Source organism: Symmachiella macrocystis (assembly GCF_007860075.1).
Taxonomy (GTDB): Bacteria; Planctomycetota; Planctomycetia; order Planctomycetales; family Planctomycetaceae; genus Symmachiella; species Symmachiella macrocystis.
On the sequence record NZ_SJPP01000001.1, the window covers coordinates 327,025 to 349,456 of the forward strand.

Genomic DNA, 22,432 nt, shown 5'->3' on the forward strand with positions numbered 1-22,432 from the left:
TCACATGTGCCTCAGGCACGTCGATTTTCTGTGAGACATTCGCGGCCACAGCTGCCGGGGAATCATTGCCCTCGACCCGACTGTTAAAAACCGCTGCTCACCCCTTCAAATAAAATAGGCCGTTCTGCGTAGGACGTTTCCTGTCAAACTTCTTCGTCCTTGAGTATGCGCTGAAGTTTTGCTCGTAATTCGATCCGCCCGCGGTGGATGCGGCTGCGAACCGTTCCCACGGGACAATCGAGCGTTTCAGCAATCTGTTCGTATTTCATGCCCTCAATTTCCTTGAGGACCAAAACTGTGCGAAAATCTTCTGGGAGTTCGGCGAGAGCGGTCCGGACGGCAAGTTGTCGTTCTGTCTGTTCGAGTGCAAATCCGGGGAATGCTTGTGGGTGTGTGTCGGCCGGTTCCTGTCCCGTGTTGTCCCGTGCGGCGTCTATCGAGACGGTCGCACGTCGTTTCTTGCGATGGCGGGAAACAGCCGCGTTGAGAGCGATGCGAAACAACCAAGAATAAAAAGCCGAATCGCCTCGGAATGAATCTAATTTTTCAAAGGCCTGTACAAAGGCATCCTGCGCGACATCGAGCGCTTCATCCGTGGATCCAACCACAGAAACAAGACTGTTGTAAAGCCGGTCCTGATAGCGCTCCACCAGCGCACCAAACGCCTGCGTTTGGCCACTGAGACAATCGGCAATCAGTTCTCGGTCGTCCTGTTTCACGGTCTTCCGTTCAATGTGACGCCCTGAGGCGGCGGAAAGTTCCCTAAATCCACAGTTTTGTGAAGTAATTGTGACACCTGCGTCTGACGTTTATACGCGTAAACCGACGATTTTACACAACCGCAGGCCCAATCAGTAGATATGTTGGCCGGTTTTTCGCTGCAGATCGAGTCGTCAGTACTCCACGGCGATTACCAACTCCGCCTTCAGTCACAGGTTTTGCCGGGAAGACCGCTCCCCGCCCCCACTATGTTCGTGCTGGGTTCATGCCGGGCTGGCGGTTGACTTTACTTGTGGTTTTGAATTGAGCGGGGTCGGTTGCGGCGGTTGAAACGATCGTTCCGGTTGGCGGGTGACGTACCATAAAAAGGCCAATGCCGTTGCCAGTAACCCGAAGCTAAAGAGCTGCGCCGGCGTGAACGGCGTCCCCCATTTGCCCCCCTCGTCGTTTCGTAAAAACTCGATCGTAAACCGCGATATCGGATAGGCCAACCAGCCAACGGCCAAGACCGCACCATCCTTATGGCGATAGGGATAATAGCAAAACGTCAGCACCGCCAAGACGAGGGCGTTGATCGCGCTGTAGATTTGCGTCGGATGCAGCGGTCGACTGCCGGCCGCGTCGGGGAAGATGATCCCGCGCTGCACTTCGGCCATGAAAGGCACGCTCTCCGGCGGAAAGGTCACTGCCCAAGGGAGTGCACAGGCATCCCCCCAACAGCAGCCATTGAGAAAACATCCCATGCGTCCAAACATCATTCCCACAAACACCGACGTGATGGCGATGTCTCCCAGTTTCAGCAGCGGAATACTCTTAACGCGACAATAGATCACCGTCGCCAAAACTCCGCCCAGCAGTCCGCCGTAAAAGACCAATCCGCCGTCCGGGAGATTGATCAGATTGGCCAGATTCTTGCCCGGTCCAAAATACCGCTCGCTGTATTGAATCACGTACCACAATCGCGCGCCGCCGATCCCGCACAAGAAGACCCAAAAGGTCAAATCCCAGACGGCACTTTCAGGGAATCCCTGCCGATTCGCGCGGTACGAGGCGATGGTCGTCGCAAACACGAAACCAAGAAACAACATGAACCCATAGCCAAAAATCGGGATCCCGACTAAGCGCTGTTGGTGTGGGGCGTAAAAAATGGCTAACGCAACCGCTGTCCACAACCCAACCCCGTACAGCGAAGGCACGAGCGACTCGGTTTCGCGATAACGGACATAGAGTAAGCTCGCGCCGATCACAGCCCAGACCGCGAGCAGTAACCCTAGACCGAAGACCGGCAGGTCGCCCAGCGACCCCAGCGGAATCTCACCATCAAATCGAATGACGAACAGTGTTTGCCGCATCCTGCGTGTATCCTTGTCCGAGAGTCTGAAAAATCTGGTTTTGCTTACGGAGTATTCGTTGGCTCAATGACCATATTATCAATCAACCGCGTCGTCCCCACCCGAGCCGCAATAAGCGCCACAAGACGCGCCGTTGGTTGTGCGTCCTCCTTCAACGTCTCCGCATCAACGATGGTTGCATAGTCCAACTCAATGCCGGGAGTTTGTTGCATCCGCTGTACCATCTCCTGACGGAGGGCTGTTAAATCGGTTTCCCCCGCTGCGACCCGATCGCAAGCGAATTGTAGGCACTGGCTGAGGGAGAGCGCCGTTTCCCGTTCCGATTCACTGAGATAGCGGTTACGGCTGCTCAGCGCCAATCCGTCCGGCTCACGAATGGTGGGGCAGGTGGTAATTTCCACCGGCAGTGCCAAATCGCGACACATCTGGCGAATGATCAATTGCTGTTGGTAGTCCTTGCGACCGAAATAGCCGACGTCGGGCGCAACGATGTTCAGCAGCTTTAAGACCACCGTCGTGACGCCGCGAAAATGTCCCGGCCGATGCGCCCCTTCCACAATGGTCGAAAGCTCGACTGCTTCGACAATCGTCTGGTCGCCGGCCGGGTAAATCGTCGGCACATCGGGATGAAATACGAGGTCGACACCTTCCTCACCACAGCCCCGCAGGTCCGCTTCAATCGGCCGCGGATAGCGTTCCAGATCCTCGCGCGGACTAAACTGGGTGGGATTGACGAAGATCGAAACAACCACAAAATCGCACTCCTCCCGCGCGGCACGCATCAAACTGAGATGGCCCTCGTGCAGTGCGCCCATCGTCGGCACCAGACCGATTTTCTTCCCCGCGCGCCGAGCAACAGCAACCGCCGCTCGCACGTCGGCGATCGATTTTGCGATGTTCATTGTTTGCAGATCCGTAGCAGCCAACCTTCTGTCTCCGCCTTCACCGATAATGCTTGCGATTTAAGTATTCCCAGTCACTCCATCGCTTGTCTCAATTTTTAGGGGGATGCCACCGGCCCCCTCATGATGCGCTGGGACCAAGTCCTGAGGATTTCCGCCGAAATTTTAACGGTTTGCGACGTTTAAGGCGAGACCTGACGGTGAAACCTCAGGGGTGAGCAGCAGACAGGCGTGGATTATGCATCGTCGCTGTCGGGCGACTCTCCGATTTCCGGCCGGTGGCGGACGATTTCTCCTTCTACCAGATAGATCACATCCTCGGCGATATTCGTCGCATGATCGGCAACACGTTCGACGTGGCGCGAGACCGAAAACAGATGCATCATTGGTTCGATCAGATCCGGAGTCCGCTTCATCGTTTCGGTCAGTTCCTGGATGATGTTGCGATTGTACTCGTCGACGGTCTCGTCCCGTGTGCAAACGCGGCGCGCTAAGTGGCTGTCGAGTTGGACCAGCGCATCGATACTATCGTGCAGCATCGACAACGCTTCGCCAGCCATTCGCTCCAGTGTTTCGGGAATCGTGACCACCGGACCCGAGGCGAGACTGGCGGCCCGCTCGGCGATATTCACGCCCAAATCGGCCACACGTTCCAACTCACCGGTGATTTTTAACACTGTGGTAATCCGCCGCAGATCGTCGGCAACCGGCTGATACAGCGCCAGAATTTTCAGGCAGTCCTCTTCCAAGCGGACGTCCAAATCGTCAATGGCATCGTCTTGCGTGACCAGATCATGGCAAACAGCCGAATCGGGTTCCTGCAGCGCCGCCAGCGACTTATGCACCAACTCTTCCGCCATACCACACATCAGCAGCATGTTGCGGTGCAGGGTTTCCAAATCCCGTGTGAGATGTCTGGACAATGAAACGTCCGTCCTTGCGAAGGAATGTATCGTCCTTGCGAATAGTAAACTTCGATTCCCGCAAACAGGGCAATCACCGCCCCATGGGGTTGGCGTCCGGGCCGAGTAGATCTTGTAGTTTGTTCAACGAGCGGCTGAGCAGCACGCGGACAGAACCGTCGGTCTTGCCAATTTTTTGCGCGATTTCTTTGGTCGGCAGACCTTCGACATACCGCAAACGCAGTGCCTCTTGGCTTTCCGCCGGGAGCGTGGCGAGGACTTCTTGCAATTTGAATTCGCGCTGATCGCGGGAGAACGCCTGACTGGGCGTTGTCATGGTCACGACCAGCATGTCGATCAGTCCCCCTTGTCCCGTCGTGGAACTCGTACCGCCCACCGGCGAATTACCCGAGACCTCTTTGTTCGCCGATCGTTTTTGTGCGCCGATGTATTTTCGATGCGCGTCGATAATTCGACGTTCGGCAATTTGGCACAACCAATTGAACGGATCGCGGTCTTTGAATTCCATGTCCGGCAAACCGCGTAGGGCATGAATCGTCACTTCCTGCAGCAGGTCGTTCGGTTCGACTTTGCTGGCCAATGCGGAACTGACATTGCGGTTGATGAATGCCAGCAACTGCATGCGACGCAATTCAATGAATTCCCCCAGCGCATCGGTATCCCCCTGTTTTACGCGTTCGACAAGTTGTGCGTCGGAGTCGGACATGCAATTCGCTCCTGGATCTGTTTACAAGCAGTTTCAAAACCCACTGACGCATCCCACTGACACTGATCTGACCGTTTCGGGAACAAGCGCAACCGGGTTTTGAAACGGGTTCTCATCATGACGTGGGCCGCCGCGCGTCCGCGGATTACCGAGTTGGATGTTATCCCGAACGACGGCAAATTGACAACAGGTTTTGAGCATTCCCGTCAAGTTGTTTCAAAACCCTCGGGTGCGTTCCGCTGATACGGGGCTGTCAGTTACCGGAACAAACGCAACCAGGTTTTGAACCGGGTTCTATTCACAACGGACCATCCGGCCGGTTGTGACCGAGCGCAAGACTGCCGCAGTGAAGTCAAAGACCGGCAGCGCGCAATCCGCCGGCGCCGGATTCGCCGCCCCCGCTACCAAACAATCTACGAATCCGCGATCTGGATCCGAACAGGTCTCGTTGATGGGGATTTCCTGCAGATCATTGTTCTCCGCACGCCACAACCGATCTTGCTTGACGATCAAATCAGCGTCCCGGCAATAAATCACAATATCTTCGTGATAATGTTCAGCATTGCCGGTCAGCGTCATGCTCAATGTCACATCGTTTGTGAGTTTCCCGGCGATGGCCGTGACGATTTCAATATGGCTGCCATGACGATGGCTGACGGCGTACACCTCCTCCGGTTTAAGGCCGGTGAGAAAAAACAACAGGTCCACTTTGTGGCTGCCCGCATCGCCCAGAAACCCTCCGGGATTGTGTTCATGGCTGTCGCGCCACGTGCCGCCGATGGTTTGTTGCCAACGTTCGGCCAAGTCGAATGTCACCGTATGGATCGGTCCCCAGCGGCCCGATTGCAACTCGCGGCGCAGCATTTGATAAATCGCCCAGTGACGGCGTTGATAGGCAACCGACAGCAACGGCCCCCCCGCCCCGGCTGCGTCGATCATCTCGACAATCCGCTCCCGCGATTCGGCCAACGGTTTTTCACACAGTACATGCCACCCCCGCGCACGACAGGCGGTCGTCTGCTCGAAATGCAACTGCGTCGGCGTACAGATGACGGCTGCGTCCAATGGGATTGACGACTCCAACAAGGCTGCGAAGTCGTCAAAGACTTGGCTGTCGGCTGCGTACTCCTCCGCCAGTTGCACAGCGTTGTCGCGGAGCGGGTCACAGAATGCGGCCAATGTCACGCGGGGATCGCGGGCCAACCGTTGTGCATGCAGGCGGCCAATTTGACCGCAGCCGATCAAGGCGACTTTGACCGGAGGTGTTAACGGCAGCTGTTGTCTGTCCATCGGCGATTCCAATGAGGATGACTCGGGGTACGGCAGGATGCGTCCGGCGTTGTCATTTGTATCGGACCGGCCTAAGATCGCAACCGTTGGGGGATCGCCCCGTGTTGAAATTTATTCCGCAGAAAAATCCTACGAGAGTCGTCTGTTATGTCACAACCGGAATTGCATCCGCTAGAAATCAGTTGCACCGTCGTGAAGGCCAAACTCGATGGCGGTGATGAGTTTTTCTTTCTCGACTGCCGCGAAGCAGACGAACATCAACTCGTGAATATCACCGAAGCAGCGTTGGTGCCGATGAGTGAAATTCAAGATCGCGTTACTGAGTTGCAACCGCATCAGGATGGCGAGATCATCATCCACTGTCATCACGGCGGCCGCAGTTTGCAGGTGGCCACATGGCTACACGGACAAGGCTTTGCCAACGTTAAAAGCATGGCCGGCGGCATTGACCAATGGGCGATGGAGATTGACACCGCGCTGACCCGCTATTAACGCAATCGGTCGACACGCGAAGCGGTACCCCTGCGTTGATCGACCATTCTTAGAAATTGCAAAGGGCAGGACAAATGGCCGTTGCGATCGTTGTCCCCCAACTCGGTCTCGAAGGTCAACCGCTGCAGGTGAGCCTCTGGTTTGTCGATGTTGGCCAGGAGGTGCTCGCCGGGGACCGCTTGGTGGAAGTCATGCTGCCCGGCATGACGTTTGACATCTCAGCCAGTTGCAATGGGACCTTGGCTGCTATTGATGTTCGCGAAGGGGCGTCGATTGCCGAAGGAGAGACGTTGGGGAAAATCCACCCCGCCTAAGCACTTCCCGTGGTCCAGGCCGTTTTCGTCAAATCCCCTCTGCATCGCCGGCCAATGTCTCAAGATGCACGCGCACACAATCGGGGAGGATCTCCAGGTTGTAGCCCCCTTCGAGGAAACTGATCAGCCGTCGATCGGCGTATTCGTTGGCGATGTCGGCGACCAGTTGTGTCAGCATGATGTAGTCGTGAGTCTCTAATCCCAGCGAGCCAACAGGATCGAGCCGATGCGCGTCGAACCCGGCGCTGAGCAACACCAGTTCCGGCCGGCACTGGGCGGCAATATCTTTGATCATGATTTGAAAGCGGGAAAAATAATCATCCCGCGACGTACCGAATTCGATCGGCAGATTCATCGTTGTTCCCAGGCCGGGACCCTCACCCGTCTCGTCTTCGGTCCCCGTGCCTGGATAGAACGGGTGCCGGTGGATGGAGAGAAAGTACACATTTTCCGAACGATAAAACGTCGCTTGTGTGCCGTTGCCATGATGCACATCCCAATCCACAATCAACACACGCGATAGCTTATGGTGTTCCACTGCATGCTTGGCGGCGACAGCAATGTTGTTGAATAGACAAAAACCCATAGCTTGATGCCGTAAGGCGTGATGTCCCGGAGGACGGACCAAACAGGCTGCGCGGATCTCATCGCCGGTCAGCACCGCATCGACGGCGGCAATTCCCGCGCCGCATGCCAAGCGCGTGGCGTCGTAGGACTGGGGACTGACCACGGTGTCCGCCTCGATACGGCCGCCCCCTTTTTCAGCGAATTTTGAAACCAATTGGACGTAGTTTGAATTATGAACGCGGGCAATTTGCTCACCAGTCGCCGCTTTGAACTGGGGCCGCGTATAACGTTTGTTGAGTTCTGATCCGTCAATGTTCTCCAGAATGCGCGACAATCGCTCTGGGCACTCCGGATGGTGGCCGGTTTCGTGTTCGAGAAACAGCGGATCAGTGTAGAGTAAAGGCATGGCGAGGGAGTTCGATTCTAGAATCGGTTCGGCTCAGAGCCGACGCCTACTGTTGTATGACGTATGCTCAATTATTGCTAAGACGTTTAAGAGTATCCGGAATTTTGCTTGGCAGGACAATCGATCCAGCCACGATAACTGGAAAAAACGATTGGTCTCCAGCACTGGAAATGAGTCATTTTAGAGGCCGGGATGGAAGTGGGGGTTTGCCAAGGGATATGGTCAACACACAGCCTGCTGCGTCCTGAGAATCAGAACTTCAGCAAACTTGTCCCAAAGTTTTAGTGGCTCTCTTAGGGAATCAACTTGACACTTCCGACTCTGCGGTGATAACGTAGATTTTCATTACTGTTGTTATTCTTTATCGTTTTCAGTCATTTCATTGCGGGTCGCCGTCAAGGCGAGGGCCACGTCATTCCTTATTTCGCATTTTTTGCGCCATCCGACTTAAGAGGGCTATGTCCTCGGAACCGAGTTATTTTTCGGTCACTTTTCATTGGGTAAGGTGGAATTGGTCGATTGATCGCGGCCTAATGGTCTTCATGAAATCCTTGCGAATCGATCATTCCTGCGAAAAAAGACTCTGAGACTGCAAATTTGCTACTCTTGGCCATTGATCTCCGGCATAATATCAGAATGTCAGCTTTGACCGGTTATCGGCCGAACTGCAGCATCCTTCGTAACAGTCGGATGTTGTGCGTGTTTGCGGTAATATGTCAGCGATACCGACGTGTTGCATGAATTGTGCCTGAGAAAGAATTCGAAGACTCAGCCACTACTTAGGTTCTCTAAACGTGCCCCGACTGAATCGACACATGAATCGAGTACTCAACGAAGAGACCGGAATTAGCAACCGCATGGTCAACAGGGACGATCAACCGACCATGTGTTTACAACTCCGTCGCCGATCCCGCCTTCTGGCCCCGATTTTATCGGTTGCTGCCATGGCGGTGGTGATGCCCATCGCAGCAGCGTTCGGACCGACGCAGCTGATGGCAGCAGACGGAACGCCAGCGGATTCGGCTCCGGCTGAAAGCCCCGCGACTGCAGAGCAGGAAAAACCTGACTCGCAGTTACCCTATGGGTATAAGCCACCCGCGGTCCTCCCGCCGGGCGCCTCGAGCGATGAAGAATGGATCGTGCAGTTTGGAGACGGAGGCAAACGCGCGACGGACAATGCACGACGAGACTTCCTCTCCGTGTTCAACCGGGGAAATTTCGAATCCGCCGAGGACCGCGAAAACTTCGATAAATACGTGCAGTGGCGGTTATCGCAATTCACGCTGCGAAAGTATTTGACCGCCAATGCCCAACAACAACAAATTGGAGCCATGCGCTCAAAATGGCTTCGTGACGTCGATCGCGCCCGCAAAGCTAGCCCAACCATCTTCCAGGCGTATGTCGACACTCTTGTGCGGGAAACCCCCAAATTATTTAAGTACCATATGGTTGCTCGGCTGAATGCGGCTGTGCTACTGGCCGAATTGAACGAAACCCCGGAAGAAAATAACAAACCTGCAGTACCGTTATTGGCAGTGACAGAACCGCTGTTAGATTTTCTGGGACAGGAAAACCAACTCGGTGTCGTGCGTGTTCCCGCAGTGCGGGGCTTAGCACGAGTGATTCGGGATGGTCAGCCACCCGAAAAATTACGCGACGATATTATTACCGCTTTTGTCAATGAGCTGCAAAACGGCGACCCGAAAAACGACGAGCTTGCCACCACCATTGCCGAAGAACTTGGCAGATTGGGAATCATCAATGGCAGTGATCGCACACCGGTCGTTGTCAATGCTCTCACAAAAGCACTGGCGGACAAAAAACGAGGTTATCGGTCTCGCAGTGAAGCCGCAGCAGCCCTGGGGCGGCTCTCATTGGACAACACGATCAACGTACGGCTGATTGCCTTTGAAATCGCCGCCCTCGCTCAGGAAATGGCCGACGCCTTCCAAAAAGAGGCGGCCAATGCAGTGAAAAATGAACAGAAACCAGATTACGTCGCCTGGAAGAAAAGTTTTTACAACCTGTATCTGGCGTTTAAAGGGGATACACGGGCAAATATTGAGCGTGGACATGGCCTGAGCAACAAGGATGGCCTGAACGGGGCGATCAAACAAACGGTCAATAGCGCGTATGGTCAGGTACTGCCGTTGATCCTTTCGATCCTCGTGGAAAAACCAATTGACTCCAAGGATCAGGATGCCATTTTGCAATGGATACAGGCGAACACGCCGCAAAGTCGCAAGGTGCACGATTCCTTCCAGGAAATCATCAGCGACGACCAATCCCGCGCTCCCGGCACCATCTCGAGTGCGACCGCAAGCAATACGGATGCGAATAATTAATCGCCGCCCTGCTGCTGTCACACCGCTGCCACCGCACCACTTCCGCTTTCGCTGCGCCACTTTTGCGATACTTTGCGATCAACGCTTCGTTGGAGATTTTCTCGCCAGGACGTAGGTTTAGGGAAACGGCGGCATATTTCCGGCGGGGAATTGCAGGTAATTTCTAAAATCCCGCTCTGACGGTGCTGCCTGTCGCCGTTTTTTGCCGCGTGCGCATCCACACGATGAGTTTGGCTCGGTCACCGTTTGCGTAAACAGCGGTTTCTGTGGAATTGGGCTGGCAGGACCCGGCGTGAATCGACTATCTTCCGCCTCGCTTCTGAGATTAACCGCCCAGTGTGACATACCTGACGTTCGGTTGGCACGACTATTGTCAACCTTTAGAATTAGGGTCACTTTGCAGCGCGGTTATGCTCCAGTTGAACAGTTGGCCAAAATTTGCCGAAAACGAGTAAGGCTTTTTTGCCGCGAAGCAAAAAGCTCGGATGAGTTGAGGGACGCGTTTATCTCAAAATCAAAACTCCGTTTTTTGCGTGGCATTTGAAATTCCTGTCAATTCGGCGACAGGGGAAATTGAAGTTGCGGTTTGGATACTTTCTTGTGGTGGGCGGATGGGAAATTTGAATTTCTCGGCAGCTCAAACCACTCCATCGGCTTGAATGATCATTTTGATCGAGGTGTGTTCATGGGACAGTTTAGGCAGTTGCGGGTTTCTGGTTTCTTAGTACAACTCTTAGCGTCTCGGGCCACGATTGCCGTAGCAATCACCGCTGGCATCATGGGGATGGCCACATGTGAAGCACATGGTCAGGAGGCCCCGAAAGAGCACCCGCTGGTCAAGCCGCTAAAAATCGTCCGTCAAAGCCGCAAAGCACTCGATGGCGTTAAGGACTACACCGCGACCTTTTCGAAAAAGGAACGCCTGGGCCGCGGCGGCCGCCAACTGTTGTCGCAAACCATGCGAATGAAATTTCGCGAGGAACCTTTCAGCGTCTACTTTTTCTTCCAAAACAAGGACGCTGCAGGTCGCGAAGTGATTTACGTCAACGGCCGCAATAACAACCAATTAGTCGTTCATGAAGGCAGCGGCATCGCGTCGCTCGTTGGTACGCTCACTTTTGCTCCGACCGCCAGCGAAGTGATGAAGGAAAACCGCTATCCAATCACCAAGGTTGGTCTGAAAAACATGGTGGACAAAGTCATCGCGCAGTGGGAAGGCGAATCCAAAGTTGGCGAATCGACCGTCAAATACTACAACAGCGCCAAATTGGGCAATGTCGACTGCATGGCGATTGAATGCAGCCACCCCACGCCGCGCCGGCAGTTCACGTATCATATGACCCGCGTCTATGTTGATAAAAAATCCAAACTGCTCGTCCGTGTGGAACAGTACGGTTGGCCCAGCCGCGCTGGACAACAACCGCCGATCGTCGAGGAATTCACCTACTCCAACATCAAGACCAACGTCGGACTTCGCGACGCCGATTTCGATCGTCGCAATCCTCAGTACAACTTCTAAGGCGGTGCACCCGCATATTGTGTTGTGGATCTGGTCGCACTTCGGTAAGTGTTTGTAGGTGGAAATCGGTAGCAACCCCTAGCCAATCACGGTTGCCTGAAAGCTGCGCCCGTGCCATTACGGCCGGGTGCAAACAAGGTGAAACGCGACGGCAGTATGCGTCGCGACGAACGATGTCTTAATGTTCGTCGCACGCCCCACGATCCATTTCCAGCAGCACGCCGATAATCTGGGCGACGCCGGTGAGAATCGGTTCGATCATCACAAAATCTGGCCGGCGCAAATGCGTTTGGCCGTCAGTGATCCCCAAAGTCACCGCCGGGATCCCCGCGGCAATAAACTCCGACAACTCGGAGGGGCGATCGTCCTGGGCGGGTTGAATGTCGAGTTGCGACATCACATCGACCACGGATTTAACAAGAGAATGCGAAAAAGGGACTCCGCCCGGTTCGCGTCGGAAAAAGCAATCCAGACGGGTCTGGATACCGCTGCTGGCTGAGGATTCCGCAACAATCTCCTCGATCTCGCCCACAATCCGGTCCAACTCTTCGCTGGAATCGCTGAGGACTTCCAGTCCCAACTCACCGTAGACCGGTTCCACGTGATACAACTCGCCCGCCTTGATTTGCCCCAATCGAATCTTGGTGTACGGTCGCGTCGGCATTGCGATCTTCAGCAGACGGTCAATGATCCGGTTTAAGACTATCAACGCGTTCCCGCTATCCCCAGAGATATTGCAGATGATGTCCGCGCGAACCGTGCCAGTGGCGAACGTACTGAGCCGTCCCAACCTGATGCCTTCCAACACCAGTCCGAAATCGCTGGGCCGTTCTGCATGATCAAGAACGTATCGAAGTCCCTCGTCGTGGCCCCGTTTTAGCGATCGGACCGAGCCGATAAGTTGCAGGTTCGAGTCCAGCGTGATGCCCAATTCTTTAAGGCAGCAAGGGACCATGGACATCACCGCGGCGCCAAGAGAGTTGTCAGCCACACCGTGACCCACAATGCGATCCGCCTCGATAACGACGTCTGGCTCCGTCGCATGGCAAATCGGGGTGCCCAGGTGCGCTACCAGCATTACGGTGCGGAGACCAGTTTTTCCCGGTAAAAATCCGATCGCGTTGCCTGCAGCATCCGAACTCGCCTCGGGGAGCCCAGCGGCGACGAGGCGATCGAGCAGATAACGCCTCCGCTGTGATTCCACGCCGTCCGAAACGGGGATCTGGGCCAACATCGCCAGGTTGGCCAGCACCTCTTCGCGGAGGGGTGTGAGAGCGTTTGCTAACTCGGTCAATGTCGGTCGCTTAGCAGGGGGACGCACATCCGTCAAAGTTGCCGGTTTTCGCGTCATCGGTTGATCTCCACCTGAAAGGAAGGCCGACGCCTGAAACGCCATGACCCACGAACGTTGAGGGGATTTGATACCGGTCAGCCTGAGGGGAACAGGGCGTACCCTCCACAAAAGGCCGTGTGTCATTGTAACAACCGCTGACCACCCAAGCCATTCCAGCCAAAACTAAGAGTGTCCAACCCGCTAGACGAATCGCCCCAAGGTAGGTGATCCAATCAGTTTGTGGCACAGTTCCCCAGACCGCCCAACTGTTTCGTCTGAACTGACAGCGCCCCAAAGACGCGGATAGAGACCGCCTCCGGCGTACACACCGGGTGAAATTGGTGTATAATACTACCTATGTAAGTCCCACTACTTAAGTGGGGCGCTGCACGGTCGGTCAACGAGCAGGTCTCCCGCGGCGTTTCGTGTGGTTTTGCCATTTGTGGGCCGACAAAAAAACGACGACCGTGCAGGTAGTGGTAAACCCCAAGTTTGTATTCGTTGCTGATCGTCGGAAACTGGACGGTTCTTCAGGGATGTGCCGAAATCTAATGATCTTCCCTGAGATCGTTATTCTAGTGCGAATTTGTACTCGCAATCGGTATCCTGATAGCGGTACTATGTGCTCAGCCCAGCTGTTATTTGCGAGGGAAGAATGGCGTCGCAGCTTCTGACAAACTCGTTTTTGGAGTTGCTCGAAAAGAGCGAATTGCTGCCACCTGCGCAATTCAATGCGGTGGTGCGCAAGTTAAAGCTCCAGGAAATGCCATCGGGGTTCGAAGCCGCTAAGACTCTGGTGCTCAATGGGGTGCTCTCGCGGTTTCAAGCAGACCGCTTGATGCAGGGCCGCTATCGTGGTTTTTTCATCGGCAACTTCAAGGTCCTGGAAATTCTCGGTGTCGGCGGTATGGGCTGGGTCTATACAGCTGAGGACCTGCAATCGGGCCGCGTCGTCGCGCTCAAAGTTCTTTCAGAGCATCATCAGCATATTGTCGATATGCAGGCTCGCATGAAGCTGGAAGTCCGCGCCGGCCAAAAACTCGACCACCCCAACATCGTCCACGCCTACAAGGCCGAACACACTGGCGATGTCGACTTCCTCGTCACTGAATATGTCGAGGGGATCAATCTGCAGGAATGGTCAGAGCTGGCTGGTCCCACCTCGTTTCCGCAAGCGTGCGATTTTATTTGCCAGGCCGCGGCCGGTCTGCAACATGCCCACAGCAACGGACTCGTGCACCGCGACATCAAGCCGTCGAACTTAATCGTTGACAAATTGGGCACGGTGAAGATTTTAGACTTTGGTTTGGCGCTGACCCGCAACGACGAAGACGAATTTTCGTTGGCGATGATTTTCGGCCATGATTGCTTGGGGACCGATGACTTCATCCCGCCGGAACAAGCCCGCGAAAGTTATGCGGTCGATTCACGCGCCGACCTTTATAGCCTGGGGTGCACGCTGTATTTCCTGCTCAGCGGCCGGGTGCCGTTTCCACTCAAGACCACGCCGGAAAAACTACGTGCGCATCTGAGTAAAACACCGCAATCGATTGGTGAGCTCGTACCGTCGCTCCCCGAACCGGTCATCGCCGCCGTCGAAAAGATGATGGCCAAAGATCCCGGCGAACGGTTTCAAACCGCCGCTGAGGTCAAAGCCGCGCTTGAGCCATTTGCCGAACGCAAACTGATCCCGTTCGATTTTCCGGCCATGCTGGTCGAGCGTTGTAAGGACGCCCAGCGCCGGGTCTCTGCGATCAAGCAACGACGACGAAAAATAGCCGAGGCAAGTTCCTCCAGTTCGATGGCGCGACGGATGATGTTGGATTCCTCGAGCCAGCATCTGCAAGCGGGGGTCGATACTGGTGTTCCCGGCGAAACGCGACCGCGGCGCTCCGCCGTTTCACTCGTCAACCCGCTGGACTCGTATACCGCCTCAAAAATTCCGACCATTAACATGAAAGCCAAGTCCAGGCCACAACAGGGCACGCAACCGTTTCCCTCGTCCAGGCCACAGTCGATCGCATCAGCCACATTTGCACCGGCTTATTTGACATCCCAAGCTGGCGGCCGACCCATCAAGCTCTATCAACCGTATCTGGTGGTTGGCCGTGACGAAGGTTGCGACATCACAATCGACGGGGCGGGTGTTTCCAGCCGGCATTGCGAATTTCGCTGTGATGGACAGCATTGGACGGTCACCGACCTGGGGAGTAAAAACGGCATCCAAATCAACGGTCAATCGGTCGAGTCCCATGCGATCCAATCAGGGGATGAACTCACGTTCGGCAAGTTGCAGCGGTTCCGCTTTATGACCACCGCCCAACAACCTCAGTCGGCCCGCATCACCTGGCCGGCCATCGTAGCCAGCCTCGCAGTCGGAGCCGCCGCCGCAACCGCCTGGTGGTGGTTTCTCGCACGGTAGTCGATTACCGGAACTCAAGCACGAACCGCATCTCGGGTGCTGCATCCGGAGACTCAGGTCGATCTCTCCACAGGCGAATCGTCATCCGCGCCGGTAAGTCCGTAAGCCGCAGCCCGGTGAATTCTTTTTGCGGCGGACTGACTTCGTTGCAGCCGCCCGGTGCACCACAGTGCGGATCATGCCGCAGGTATTGTTCAATCAGCACCGCCTCAGACAGTTTTTGTGGCAGCCACACGCCGTTCGCTTCGTTGGGCAAGATGGCTGCATAATTCAGATTCATGTCCCGCGCGTTCATGCCCACTAGCTGTAGCGAAATTTCATCCAGCGAGACCGGTTCCACGTCCAAGCGTTCGGAATGTCGCAAGTCTCTACTCACGTCATAAACTGCTGTTGCGCGACATTGATTGGATTCCCAAGACAACGAGATGGGAAACAGCTGCCCAGCCGAAGCATCGACGTTTGGCTCGACCGGCGGCGGAGCAAGTTTCGCCGCTACCAGCAAATAGGGATTCAACACATACTCCGACCCGGCCGACAGTTCAGGCTCAGCGTCACTCACGGACTGGGATTCGCCGGGCAATTCGCGCCAAGCAGACCGGCTGCGCAGGCGGCAAAACACTGCTTCGGACGGCCGATAATTGATGCCAATCAGCAGCGGTTGTTGCCAGACCGCTTTGACGCGCAATCGCAGGATTTCCTCAACAGTCATCCCGCCAAACGAACTCACCGGCGCAATGGGAATCATATAGGAATCCTGCGACAGTGCCTGCTTGCCAATCAGCAACGTATTTTGATTCGCAGCGGCGAAAACCGGCTGAATGGGGTACTCAATGATCCAACAGATCAAGCCACAGCAAACGGCAAAGGAGAACAACTGCCGGTAATTTGTGCGGCGTTCCGGAGGTTTTTTGGCCGAAGCATCGGTCATGGGGATTGGGGCCTACGACGAGGGAGCGGAATTCCGGCCTGTGGGGCATTTTTATAGCATAGCTTACGGCCACTGCGGCAAGTTACCTTTCCGAGACTACAGCTGATTTGGTGCAGCGTTATAACCGGCATAGCCCTCACAGGTCGGCTCCCGCATTGGACGTGATGCAAACTGAACCTAGTTGTGTTCATTGCGTCTTACGTAGAAGGAAATCCCAGAACGTTGGTTATTTGCCCCCACAATCACGGCCTGACCGGCGATGTGGTTGATTCCTGTTTCCTTCGCCTCTAAAGTGCGTCAGGCGGTTTTTCGAATCCGCGATTGTTCATCAGTAACGTCAACAGGAGTCAGTTCCGTGGCTGCAAAAGCCTGGGGTGGTCGGTTTGCTCAAGCGACCGACCCGCGCGTGGAAAAATTCACCGAGTCGATCAGTTTCGATGCAAGATTGGCCCCCTACGATATTCAGGGGTCGCAAGCGCATGCGACTATGCTGGCCCACGTCGGTCTGATCAGCGAAGACGAGCGGGACCAAATCGTCACTACGCTCGACGAGATCGGCCGCCAAATCGCCGCCGGCCAACTTCCATTCCGGACGGAATTGGAAGACATTCACATGCACGTCGAGTCGGCGCTCACCGAAAAACTGGGCGATATCGGACGCCGACTCCACACCGGCCGCAGCCGCAACGATCAGGTCTCCACCGATTTGAGGCTGTACGTCCGCGACGCCATCGGGCAAATCGACGGGCTACTCCGCGATTTACAGTCCGCCTTCGTCGCCCGCTGCGAGCGGGATGCCGATGTGGTGCTGCCCGCCTACACACATCTGCAACGCGCGCAGCCGGTCTTAGCTGCGCATTATTGGCTGGCTTATTGCGATAAATTCAGCCGCGATCGCGCGCGATTGCAGGATTGTCTGCAGCGCGTGAACGTCTGCTCGCTCGGTGCCGCGGCCTTGGCGGGGACGTCGCTTCCCATCGATCGCCAAATGACGGCCGACCTGCTGGGCTTTACCGCTGTGGCCGGCAATAGTCTGGATGTCTCCAGCGACCGCGATTTTCTGGTGGAGTTCACGTTCTGCCTGTCGTTGATCGCCGCTCACCTGAGTACCTGGGCCGAGGAGTGGATCATTTGGTTCACGACCGAGTTTGGTTTCCTCAAACTGCCCGATGCGTACACAACTGGTTCGTCGATCATGCCGCAAAAACGCAATCCCGATGTGTTGGAACTGATCCGCGGTAAATCGGCCCGCCCCATCGCCGCTGTTGGGCAATTGCTGGTACTGATCAAAGGCCTGCCCATGGCCTACAACCGCGACTTGCAGGAAGACAAACTGGCCGCCTTCGACGCGCACGACACCGTCTCGGCCTGTTTGGAACTGGCAGCCGCCGTTGTTGAGGGAGCCGAACTGCAGCGCGACACGATCAACGCCCGCATCGAAGAGGGCTTCTTGGATGCGACAACCTTGATGGAGTACCTGATCAAACAAGGCGTCCCCATGCGGACGGGCCACGAAACGGTCGGCAAACTGGTCGCACTGTGCGAATCCAAATCCTGCAAACTCGCCGACCTTTCGCTGACGGAACTCCAAGACGCCTGCGACAAAATCAGCGACGACGTCTACAGTGTCCTCGGCACAGCCAACGCCATCGCCGCCTTCCAAAGTTATGGTTCCGGAGGCAAAGAACCGGTGGCGGAGCGCGTCAAGTATTGGCGAGACGAGCTAAAAATGTAAAATGCAGGGTGGCCGCGATTGCCACAGCAATCGGGGCGGGCGTAGCCCGCAAGAAGCCGCAGTTACCTCAATCGTTGGCAAGAGAAGCCTCATCGGCACGGACTGCTGGAAATGCTGCGTCTTGTGCCTTTGGCACACGGATTGCCGTCAGCAATCCGTGCCACCCGCGGTGTTGGTGCCGGTTTCAAAAGGAGTGTGTACAACGATGGGTCTGCATTTTCCTAGTTTCCGATCATGTATCGCGATTGCTCATATAGTTTTCGGGATCATAACAGTCTTTGGTGCAGTTTATCGAATGGAATCACCACCTCAACCGGGGATAATGGGCCACCCTTTTGAAGAAATCTTTGAGATGGTGTTCGGGCTACTGATTTCAGTCACATCAACTCTGTGGCTTATTAACGGTGCCGGCTGGGGCCGCTATGTGGCTTACGTATGGTTATTTTGTCTTGCCATAGGTGTTTATTTTGGTTTGTCAATTGCGTTGGCAAGCACGTAGTTTCACCCTACATCACGATGCGACCGGACCGCGCAAGCCGATGAAACCATACATTACCAACTTGGTTGAAAAGGCCAGCATGCAGTGGGTGTAGGAATCGATGTCGGTCAGGAATTCCAGTAGCCGTTGTACCAAGTGAGTGTGTTGCCCGGTGGAGTGGGGATTGGAGCGGGGCCCCTGCCCTTCGAGCGGAAGCTCGCACCAAGCGGTTGTGCCGCCTTGCTTATTCGCCGGGGAAGGCGGAGAGGACGCGGTTCATTTCTTCGTAGCTGGTTTGTCCGGCGATGACTTTGCGGGACGCAGCCATTTCCAGGGTTTCCATCCCCTTTTCTTTGGCGATTTGCAGAATGTCGAGTCGTGGTTTGTGATGCAGGACGGCGCGGCGGAGGTCGGCATCCATGCCCAGGACTTCGAAGACGGCGGTCCGTCCGAGGTAACCGGTGCCAAAACAGGTATCGCAGCCGGTGCCTTTGAAGATTTCCACCGTACCGGCGGCTGCTGGGTCAAGTCCCAGGATTTCGCATTGCGGTTCGTCAGGCTGGTAGGCGACCTTGCAGTTTTGGCAGATTTTTCGCAGCAGACGTTGCGTGACGACGCAATACACAGAATCGGCGATCACCATCGGTGGGACATTGAAACCACGAAGCACGTCGAACGTGGAGGTGGTGTCATTGGCGTGGAGCGTGCTGAGGACCAATGTTCCCGCCAGTCCGGCGCGCGAACCGATTTGCGCGGTTTCGGGGTCGCGAATTTCGCCGATCATGAGCACGTCGGGATCTTGCCGCAATAACATTCGTAGAGCGCGAGCGAAGGTGAAATCGATTTGTGTATTGATCTGCGTCTGATTGATACCGTCCATCCGGCGTTCCACCGGGTCTTCGATTGTGCAGATCGACTTGCTGGGATCGTTTAATTCGTCGAGGCAACCGTACATGGTGGTACTCTTGCCCGCTCCGACGGGGCCGACCGTGAGAATCATACCGTAAGGAATGTTCAGGAACCGTTTGAGCATGGGGAGTTGCGCATCATCGAAGCCGAGATCGTCTAAGCGGTGGAATGCCTGTTCGCCGGGCATCAAACGCATCACGACTCGTTCGCCGTAATTCGTGGGTCCACAGGCGACGCGGATATCGCGCTGGGTGCCCATGACCAGATTGGAAATGTGGCCGTCCTGCGGCAGACGTTTCTCGGTGATATCCATGCCGCCCATCAACTTGATGCGTGAGATCATGTGCGCGGCCTGGGCCGCAGGGACGTGCAAAATGGCGTGCAACAGGCCATCGACGCGGAGCCGGATGCGGATTCCGTTTTCGTCGGGATCGAAGTGGACATCGGTGGCGTTGAGTTGAAAGGCACGTTCGAGCAGCAAATCGACCAATGGACCGGGGCCGACAACATCCACCAACTCGCCTAATTCTTGCTGCAAGGCCTTTTGGCGAATGTCGCGTTCTTTACTTTTGGAATCCATTGTTGCAACTCCCTAGTACCGTGAATGATTGGTTTTGCTGGATCTATCGATTGATGCTGAAATCAAACGGCGGGACGCTGTTGGAAGTTCCGCCGCAAACAAACGTACGCTGCTGATAAATATCATTTCGGCAGTGCCCCAGTCGTCGCGTGTAGCTGATGGCATCCGTGCCAAGAATGGGCAATTCCTCGTCTTTGTTCCAGACAACGCATCGTATTGGCTGCGTGATTCATGCCGGACAGCACCCCTTGGTTGACCGGTGGATGTGACTGCGGGGGGCATACCGATTCGACGATCACTTGTCTTTTTTGTCGCTGTCGAGTCGGTCTATTCTTAATTGTGGCTTGGGGGTCTGCTCGGTAGCATCCGCCGCGGCGGCAGCATCGGAATCTACGACGGGCGGAGCAGCATTTGCGGCAGACAGTTGTTGGAACCCACCTACGCTGACTGCGAGGCCAACGAGGAGAATTAGCCCGCCGACAATCCGCGCAGCGCCGGCATTGCGGACTAACGTCAAGCCGCTGATAACAACAGCAACGGCCGCCAGCGCGAATAGCACGTACACCGATTGTTTGGCGTCGTTGAAGAGAGGGTCGCCGGAGTGTGTGGTCCACCAAACCCAACCGGCGGCTACTGCTGCAATCAGAGCGATGATTGGTCCGGTCCAAGAGGCTTCTGCAGGTCCATTCTGTGAAGTCGGAGGCGCGTGCTTCATGGCGCCGATGGCCTCATCGCGCGTGGGGACGACGTCCCATAGAGAATTGAGTCCGGCGATGCTCAAGACCTCCGTGACCATTTTCTGTTCGCTTTGGACGACCATTCTACCGTTTTTCTTTTGAACGGCTTTCCAGAGCCTGACGAGCAGCGCGACCATTGAACTACCCATGTAGTCCAATGCCGAGAGGTCGACCAGGAGTGCGGGGGACCGCAGGGCATCCAAATCGGGAATAATTTCGTTACCGACCTGTTGAACGTCGCCCCACTGGACTTCGTTCAGCTTAGGCAAGAGGCACAGGACAACGTACCCTCGTGTTTTTTCGAGAGTATAAGGGGCATCGCTGGTCGACACGTGGATCTCTCCGAGGTTGTTCAAGAAGTGGTCAAAAAGACAGCCCTGGACCGGCCGGGTAGCCCGTGGCAGTGCCTTTCAAATCAAACCCGTAGCGAACGCAGACTTTATCGATGTGTGAAGACTCGTCGATAATGACAATCATGCCATTTCCGCGAGCCACGCGTTCCTGTGGCCGTTCAGGATAACAACTTCCCCGTCATTCGTCAGCTAAGTGCAGCCTGCGATTGAACGGTGCCGATAGTGATTACGTGTCATGTGAGTGAAAACGAGGCTAGCACACGAGTCCCCCCCACGCGCCAGCGAAGTGTTGAGACTCGCAGACAAAGTGTTTCCCGCTATTTTGCACGAGTTGGCACAAAATATCCAAGCATTATTATGGTTTTCCCGCGACTTCGCTACAAATTCAGCCACAAAACAGGGGCGTGGGGCCTGTTGGAATTGTGAAGGAAAGGCGAAGTTGGTCCGGTCGTGTTGGTTATGGCGGCCACACGGGATGGCGGAGACAGGTACAGGGACGTTTGGGGGAATCCGGTAAGATATGCTTTTCTGATTGACATCCGTTTTTTTCGATCCGTATACTAAAGACTGAATCGCATGGCCGTAAATAAAAGTCTCTCGCATTACGGCGGAGCGTGCGAATGAAAGTCTCAACAGTGAAATCTGCCGTTCAATCAGCGTAGCTATTGTTTTGAACTAAAAAACTGGCGCCCCCTTTTCGCGGGTGTGTGTCGGCGACAAAAGGTTATAGGCTCGGAAAGGTTCGTTTTGATGACAAAATTGGGGAAAAGCCTGGTCGTCTTTCTGGCGTTTGCCAGTGTGGCATTCATGGGCTTTGCCGCCGTGACGTCATTGGGCAGCACGAATTGGAAGACGTTTCTTACTGAAAAACGGGTCGACCGCGGCACGATGACCTATGCGGAGAAGGTCAAAGCCCAGGAAGACGAATTGCGTCAGTTGCGGGAAGAGTTCCAAGCCGCCGAAGCCGCCTTAAAAGATGCCAAAGCAACACGTGAGGCAGATACCGCCGCGATCATCGCACGCGAAGCCGCACTGGTCGCAGCGGTTGAAGAGTTGAATGGGCAAGTCATTGCGGCGACCAAAGAAGCCACGGTCACCGGCAACAAGGTGATCGACATTAAAAATCAAACGACCGACCGGCACGAAGAAGTGGTCCGCATGCAAAATCAGTTGAAAGAACTTCGTTCACAAATTGAAATCGCCCGTGAGGAAGACCGACGACTTGCAGACCGAGTCATCCAAGCCAAAGAATTATTGAAATCCACCCAACGGCGAAACGAGAGACTGAAAAACAATTAGCCGTACGGTGGCGTCCTGCGGGACGACAGTTCAGAAGAAACAGACTTTAAAAAACAGACTTTGCCGGACAGTGTCGGCAATCCCCAGGTGAAGAAAACGTTTAGTATAAGGGGGGCCTCGTC

Annotated in this window: 18 protein-coding genes; 7 read left to right on the top strand and 11 right to left on the bottom strand. The window is 55.3% G+C overall.

Going from position 1 to position 22,432, the window contains the following annotated elements; translation table 11 throughout:
• Positions 1–143: 143 nt before the first annotated feature.
• From CA54_RS01290 to CA54_RS01315, 6 genes are all read right to left on the bottom strand, one after another.
• Positions 144–719: an RNA polymerase sigma factor gene (locus CA54_RS01290; protein ID WP_146369070.1), complete on the bottom strand. Its 576-nt coding sequence runs from the start codon at positions 717–719 to the stop codon at positions 144–146.
• A gap of 264 nt (positions 720–983) precedes the next feature.
• Positions 984–2,072, bottom strand: coding sequence for a prolipoprotein diacylglyceryl transferase (lgt, locus tag CA54_RS01295; RefSeq protein ID WP_146369071.1), 1,089 nt, complete (start codon positions 2,070–2,072; stop codon positions 984–986).
• A 44-nt stretch (positions 2,073–2,116) separates the two neighbouring features.
• Positions 2,117–2,974 carry a pantoate--beta-alanine ligase gene (gene panC / locus CA54_RS01300; RefSeq protein ID WP_146369072.1) on the bottom strand — a complete coding sequence of 286 codons (858 nt, stop codon included), beginning with the start codon at positions 2,972–2,974 and terminating at the stop codon, positions 2,117–2,119.
• Positions 2,975–3,210: 236 nt separating this feature from the next.
• Entirely contained in the window at positions 3,211–3,897 is a 687-nt protein-coding gene (gene phoU / locus CA54_RS01305) for a phosphate signaling complex protein PhoU (RefSeq protein ID WP_146369073.1), read from the bottom strand.
• 73 nt (positions 3,898–3,970) lie between these two features.
• The gene (locus CA54_RS01310; RefSeq protein WP_146369074.1) at positions 3,971–4,603 is read right to left on the bottom strand and encodes an RNA polymerase sigma factor; all 633 of its coding nucleotides are present in this window, start codon (positions 4,601–4,603) and stop codon (positions 3,971–3,973) included.
• Between the two features lie 294 nt (positions 4,604–4,897).
• Complete coding sequence (locus CA54_RS01315) at positions 4,898–5,893, bottom strand: Gfo/Idh/MocA family protein (protein WP_146369075.1); 996 nt, start codon at positions 5,891–5,893, stop codon at positions 4,898–4,900.
• Between the two features lie 147 nt (positions 5,894–6,040).
• Between CA54_RS01315 and CA54_RS01320 the strand changes: the two genes are divergently transcribed.
• Both CA54_RS01320 and CA54_RS01325 read left to right on the top strand, forming a co-directional pair.
• Positions 6,041–6,385 (top strand): rhodanese-like domain-containing protein, encoded by a 345-nt coding sequence (locus CA54_RS01320; protein ID WP_197532114.1) that lies wholly within the window; start codon positions 6,041–6,043, stop codon positions 6,383–6,385.
• Between the two features lie 74 nt (positions 6,386–6,459).
• A complete protein-coding gene (locus tag CA54_RS01325) occupies positions 6,460–6,699 on the top strand; it encodes a biotin/lipoyl-containing protein (RefSeq protein WP_146369076.1) in 240 nt (79 codons plus the stop codon).
• A gap of 28 nt (positions 6,700–6,727) precedes the next feature.
• Here CA54_RS01325 and CA54_RS01330 read toward each other — a convergent pair whose 3' ends face one another.
• Positions 6,728–7,672, bottom strand: coding sequence for a histone deacetylase family protein (locus CA54_RS01330; protein ID WP_146369077.1), 945 nt, complete (start codon positions 7,670–7,672; stop codon positions 6,728–6,730).
• 815 nt (positions 7,673–8,487) lie between these two features.
• Here CA54_RS01330 and CA54_RS01335 point away from each other — a divergent pair.
• Entirely contained in the window at positions 8,488–10,017 is a 1,530-nt protein-coding gene (locus tag CA54_RS01335; RefSeq protein WP_146369078.1) for a HEAT repeat domain-containing protein, read from the top strand.
• Between the two features lie 685 nt (positions 10,018–10,702).
• A complete protein-coding gene (locus CA54_RS01340) occupies positions 10,703–11,536 on the top strand; it encodes a DUF1571 domain-containing protein (protein ID WP_146369079.1) in 834 nt (277 codons plus the stop codon).
• Positions 11,537–11,714: 178 nt separating this feature from the next.
• Here the strand turns inward: CA54_RS01340 and CA54_RS01345 are convergent, their stop codons facing one another.
• Positions 11,715–12,887: a peptidase gene (locus CA54_RS01345; protein ID WP_146369080.1), complete on the bottom strand. Its 1,173-nt coding sequence runs from the start codon at positions 12,885–12,887 to the stop codon at positions 11,715–11,717.
• 637 nt (positions 12,888–13,524) lie between these two features.
• On the opposite strand from CA54_RS01345, the gene CA54_RS01350 reads away from it, so the two are divergent.
• On the top strand, positions 13,525–15,291 hold the full coding sequence (locus CA54_RS01350) for an FHA domain-containing serine/threonine-protein kinase (RefSeq protein WP_146369081.1): 1,767 nt from the start codon (positions 13,525–13,527) through the stop codon (positions 15,289–15,291).
• A gap of 4 nt (positions 15,292–15,295) precedes the next feature.
• On the opposite strand, the gene CA54_RS01355 is transcribed toward CA54_RS01350, so the two are convergent.
• Complete coding sequence (locus tag CA54_RS01355; protein WP_146369082.1) at positions 15,296–16,219, bottom strand: hypothetical protein; 924 nt, start codon at positions 16,217–16,219, stop codon at positions 15,296–15,298.
• A 355-nt stretch (positions 16,220–16,574) separates the two neighbouring features.
• Between CA54_RS01355 and argH the strand changes: the two genes are divergently transcribed.
• Entirely contained in the window at positions 16,575–17,954 is a 1,380-nt protein-coding gene (gene argH / locus CA54_RS01360) for an argininosuccinate lyase (protein ID WP_146369083.1), read from the top strand.
• A gap of 722 nt (positions 17,955–18,676) precedes the next feature.
• Here argH and CA54_RS01365 read toward each other — a convergent pair.
• Positions 18,677–19,921, bottom strand: coding sequence for a GspE/PulE family protein (locus CA54_RS01365; protein WP_146369084.1), 1,245 nt, complete (start codon positions 19,919–19,921; stop codon positions 18,677–18,679).
• Positions 19,922–20,216: 295 nt separating this feature from the next.
• Positions 20,217–20,990, bottom strand: coding sequence for an STAS domain-containing protein (locus CA54_RS01370; protein WP_146369085.1), 774 nt, complete (start codon positions 20,988–20,990; stop codon positions 20,217–20,219).
• Positions 20,991–21,761: 771 nt separating this feature from the next.
• On the opposite strand from CA54_RS01370, the gene CA54_RS01375 reads away from it, so the two are divergent.
• The gene (locus CA54_RS01375; protein WP_146369086.1) at positions 21,762–22,310 is read left to right on the top strand and encodes a hypothetical protein; all 549 of its coding nucleotides are present in this window, start codon (positions 21,762–21,764) and stop codon (positions 22,308–22,310) included.
• Positions 22,311–22,432: the final 122 nt, after the last annotated feature.